The 3,301-nt window shown below is 45.6% G+C and carries 5 protein-coding genes; 3 read left to right on the top strand and 2 right to left on the bottom strand.

What is annotated here, in order from left to right; all coding sequences use genetic code 11:
- Positions 1-74: 74 nt before the first annotated feature.
- Positions 75-1,415: an IS1202-like element ISEsa1 family transposase gene (locus IM317_RS17500; RefSeq protein WP_004196353.1), complete on the top strand. Its 1,341-nt coding sequence runs from the start codon at positions 75-77 to the stop codon at positions 1,413-1,415.
- Positions 1,416-1,851: 436 nt separating this feature from the next.
- Here the strand turns inward: IM317_RS17500 and IM317_RS17495 are convergent, their stop codons facing one another.
- Together IM317_RS17495 and ydfV are read right to left on the bottom strand one after the other, a co-directional pair.
- Entirely contained in the window at positions 1,852-2,184 is a 333-nt protein-coding gene (locus IM317_RS17495) for a FlxA-like family protein (protein WP_001317460.1), read from the bottom strand.
- 202 nt (positions 2,185-2,386) lie between these two features.
- Positions 2,387-2,692 (bottom strand): protein YdfV, encoded by a 306-nt coding sequence (ydfV, locus tag IM317_RS17490; protein ID WP_001326990.1) that lies wholly within the window; start codon positions 2,690-2,692, stop codon positions 2,387-2,389.
- 24 nt (positions 2,693-2,716) lie between these two features.
- On the opposite strand from ydfV, the gene relB reads away from it, so the two are divergent.
- Complete coding sequence (gene relB / locus IM317_RS17485; protein ID WP_000534858.1) at positions 2,717-2,956, top strand: type II toxin-antitoxin system antitoxin RelB; 240 nt, start codon at positions 2,717-2,719, stop codon at positions 2,954-2,956.
- Positions 2,956-3,243, top strand: a complete 288-nt coding sequence (gene relE / locus IM317_RS17480; protein ID WP_000323025.1) for a type II toxin-antitoxin system mRNA interferase RelE — start codon at positions 2,956-2,958, stop codon at positions 3,241-3,243. The genes relB and relE overlap by 1 nt, the downstream gene beginning before the upstream one ends.
- Positions 3,244-3,301 lie beyond the last annotated feature (58 nt).

The following is a 3,301-nucleotide window of genomic DNA, read 5'->3' as shown; positions in this document are numbered from 1 at the left end:
TGTTAACACCAAGCTGTAATGTCCCCTTTGAACCATTCTAAAATGTCCCCAGACAATTCTCTGGGGGATTTTTCATGATCAAAGAGACTGTTACGATGAGTCATAAGGAACTCCACCGACTTCAGATTATTCAGGAGTCAATTAATCGACATATTACTCAGGAACAAGCTGCGGCACGCATTGGCATTTCTATTCGGCAGGTTAAACGTCTGGTGCAACGGTATAGAAATGAAGGGCCTTCTGGTCTGGTTTCCCACCGACGTGGAAAGCGTCCTAATAATTCCTTTTCTACTGAATTCAGAGCAACAGTAATTTCACTCCTCAAAGGCCGTTACGCTGATTTTGGACCTACGTTTGCGTGCGAAAAATTGCGCGAGATACACGGTTTATCTTTATCCGTTGAAACTCTCAGAAAGTGGATGATAGAAGAGGGGTTATGGCGTGAACGCCGTCGTAAAATTGCCCGTATATATCAACGCCGCATGCGACGACCATCTTACGGTGAACTGATCCAGATTGATGGCTCACCTCATGACTGGTTTGAAAATCGAGGCCCCAGATGTACACTGATCGTTTTCATTGATGATGCCACCAGTGCGTTGATGGCGTTGCGTTTTGTGCCTGCTGAAACAACCCGGGCTTACATGGAAACCCTCCGGGGTTACCTTAATGATCATGGCGTACCGCTCGCTCTCTACTCTGATAGACACAGTATATTCAGGGTAAATAACCCAGAGCGGGAAGGTGAGCTGACCCAGTTCACTCGTGCGATAAAGACACTGGGCATCGAGCCAATCCATGCCAACAGCCCGCAGGCAAAAGGGCGGGTAGAGCGCGCCAATCAGACACTACAGGACAGGCTGGTCAAAGAAATGCGGCTTCAGAATATCAGTGATATTGAAACAGCAAATGCATGGTTGCCGACCTTTATTGAAGCCTATAACAACCGGTTCGCTACGTCGCCTCGTACTACTGATAATGCTCATCTTGATGTGCACCATTCTGAAGAGGAACTGGGTTATATCTTCAGCCTACAGGCGAAGCGCGTTCTGTCTAAAAATCTCACTTTCCAGTACAAAAGCAGTGCGTTTCAGGTACGCAGTGAGGGCCGGGGATATCGACTTAGGCATTCGGTTGTTACTGTATGCGAGAACTTTGACGGTGAAATTAACGTTCTGTATGACGGGAAAGCGCTGGGCTGGGAAAAGTATGTTGATGGCCCGGAGCCTATACCACTGGATGATGAAAAGAGTGTCCATGAACGAGTGGATAATGCCCGTATTGATTTACGCTCAAAATACTATGTTAAACCTAAAGCTGACCATCCCTGGCTTACGCGCCGAACGCAAAGTCATCAGCAAGTTAAGCCCCCGAAGTTACCTAAAAAGAAGCCTGATCCCGATAAAAAAGATTGAAACCAAGATCGATTCGGTTGAGTGCATATCCATTCATAGGGTAGATTCTTAAGTCGCGTTTCTGGTGTTCATTTTCGGGTGGTTTGTTACTTGTTTTACCGGGGATATGCCAGAAACGCGCTGAGTCAGTCTGGGCGGTGCGCGTAATGAGGCGTTATGGTAAATAGCCTATGCTAATGTCCGCTAAGAGCAAGAAGCGGAAGTTGGCAGTTTTGTGGACTGTCCCCACAAAAGTGACTACAGAAATAGTTGCAATTCATAATTGATCATGGGTTGTCAGTGAAACTCGTGGCGATTTAAATAGACTAATTGGGAGTGCGTCCATTACTTATATCTTGTAATGTTAACTATCAGAAATGATACAAAGATAATATGTCTTTAAAGAAAAGGCTGATGGCGAAAAGTGGCCCGATGAGGGCCACAATACGGCTGTCACTTAGACGTAAATATCAATGGTGCCAGCGGTATTTGTATCGTCTTTTTTCTCTTCTTTTTTATCAGGCTGAACTGTCGCGTCTTTATTCTTTTTCTCTGCCTGCTGCCTTAACAACTGCTCCAGTTGAGCCCTGAGGCTTTCAATTTGCTTCTGTACCAATGCAGCCATTTCTTTTTTCTGCTGTGTCGTCATCCCCTCTTCCGATGAGATTTTCCCAAGCTTTTCAGTCAGCACCTGAATTTGTCTTGTGATTTTGGCTATTTCTGATGTTCCTTCCGGGGCGGAGTTGTTTGAAATAACGGTTGAGGTATTTCCCTGAATTGTGACAGACATAGATTTCTCCTTTTAAAAAAGCACTATCGGCATGCACAAAAAAATCTTTAATCGTATTTCTTGTGTCATTAATTGTTTGATGTTCAGATTGTTTTCCTCGCGGGCTGGCGCGCCTCAGAAAGTAAAGCTTGTTGACAGGGGTAAACGTTCGGCAATAATTTTCTGCCGCATGCGGGTGTTGCATAAAACGTGCTATGTTCCTTTATCGACAGGTCAGGTCACCGCTCACCCGCCGACGAGAAAGCAACACTGACATGCTAAAGCAAAAAATAGATGAATAAGTTGAGTTGTGCATATGTAGCCTGACCGTCACAAAGTATATGGTGTCTGTACCAGTAAGATGATGGCCGGACTCTTTAAAAACGAGCTGACCTGCACAATACAGGATGGACTTAGCAATGGCTGCTCCTGGCACAAAGCGGACAGTGATCACCGTTCTTACGACTACTTTCTGACTTCCTTCGTGACTTGCCCTAAGCATGTTGTAGTGCGATACTTGTAATGACATTTGTAATTACAAGAGGTGTAAGACATGGGTAGCATTAACCTGCGTATTGACGATGAACTTAAAGCGCGTTCTTACGCCGCGCTTGAAAAAATGGGTGTAACTCCTTCTGAAGCGCTTCGTCTCATGCTCGAGTATATCGCTGACAATGAACGCTTGCCGTTCAAACAGACACTCCTGAGTGATGAAGATGCTGAACTTGTGGAGATAGTGAAAGAACGGCTTCGTAATCCTAAGCCAGTACGTGTGACGCTGGATGAACTCTGATGGCGTATTTTCTGGATTTTGACGAGCGGGCACTAAAGGAATGGCGAAAGCTGGGCTCGACGGTACGTGAACAGTTGAAAAAGAAGCTGGTTGAAGTACTTGAGTCACCCCGGATTGAAGCAAACAAGCTCCGTGGTATGCCTGATTGTTACAAGATTAAGCTCCGGTCTTCAGGCTATCGCCTTGTATACCAGGTTATAGACGAGAAAGTTGTCGTTTTCGTGATTTCTGTTGGGAAAAGAGAACGCTCGGAAGTATATAGCGAGGCGGTCAAACGCATTCTCTGAACCAAAGCATGACATCTCTGTTTCGCACCGAAGGTGACACTTCTGCTTTGCGTTGACA

The organism is Enterobacter cloacae complex sp. S3 (assembly GCF_014930495.1).
Taxonomy (GTDB): domain Bacteria; phylum Pseudomonadota; class Gammaproteobacteria; order Enterobacterales; family Enterobacteriaceae; genus Enterobacter; species Enterobacter asburiae_B.
The sequence above is the reverse complement of the archived record's forward strand: the minus strand, read 5'-3'. Positions and strand labels throughout refer to the sequence as shown.

Coding starts and splice junctions, on each gene's coding strand:
- IM317_RS17500 (WP_004196353.1), top strand. CDS start 75: ATGATCAAAGAGACTGTTACGATGAGTCATAAGGAACTCCACCGACTT.
- IM317_RS17495 (WP_001317460.1), bottom strand. CDS start 2,184: ATGTCTGTCACAATTCAGGGAAATACCTCAACCGTTATTTCAAACAAC.
- ydfV (WP_001326990.1), bottom strand. CDS start 2,692: ATGTCATTACAAGTATCGCACTACAACATGCTTAGGGCAAGTCACGAA.
- relB (WP_000534858.1), top strand. CDS start 2,717: ATGGGTAGCATTAACCTGCGTATTGACGATGAACTTAAAGCGCGTTCT.
- relE (WP_000323025.1), top strand. CDS start 2,956: ATGGCGTATTTTCTGGATTTTGACGAGCGGGCACTAAAGGAATGGCGA.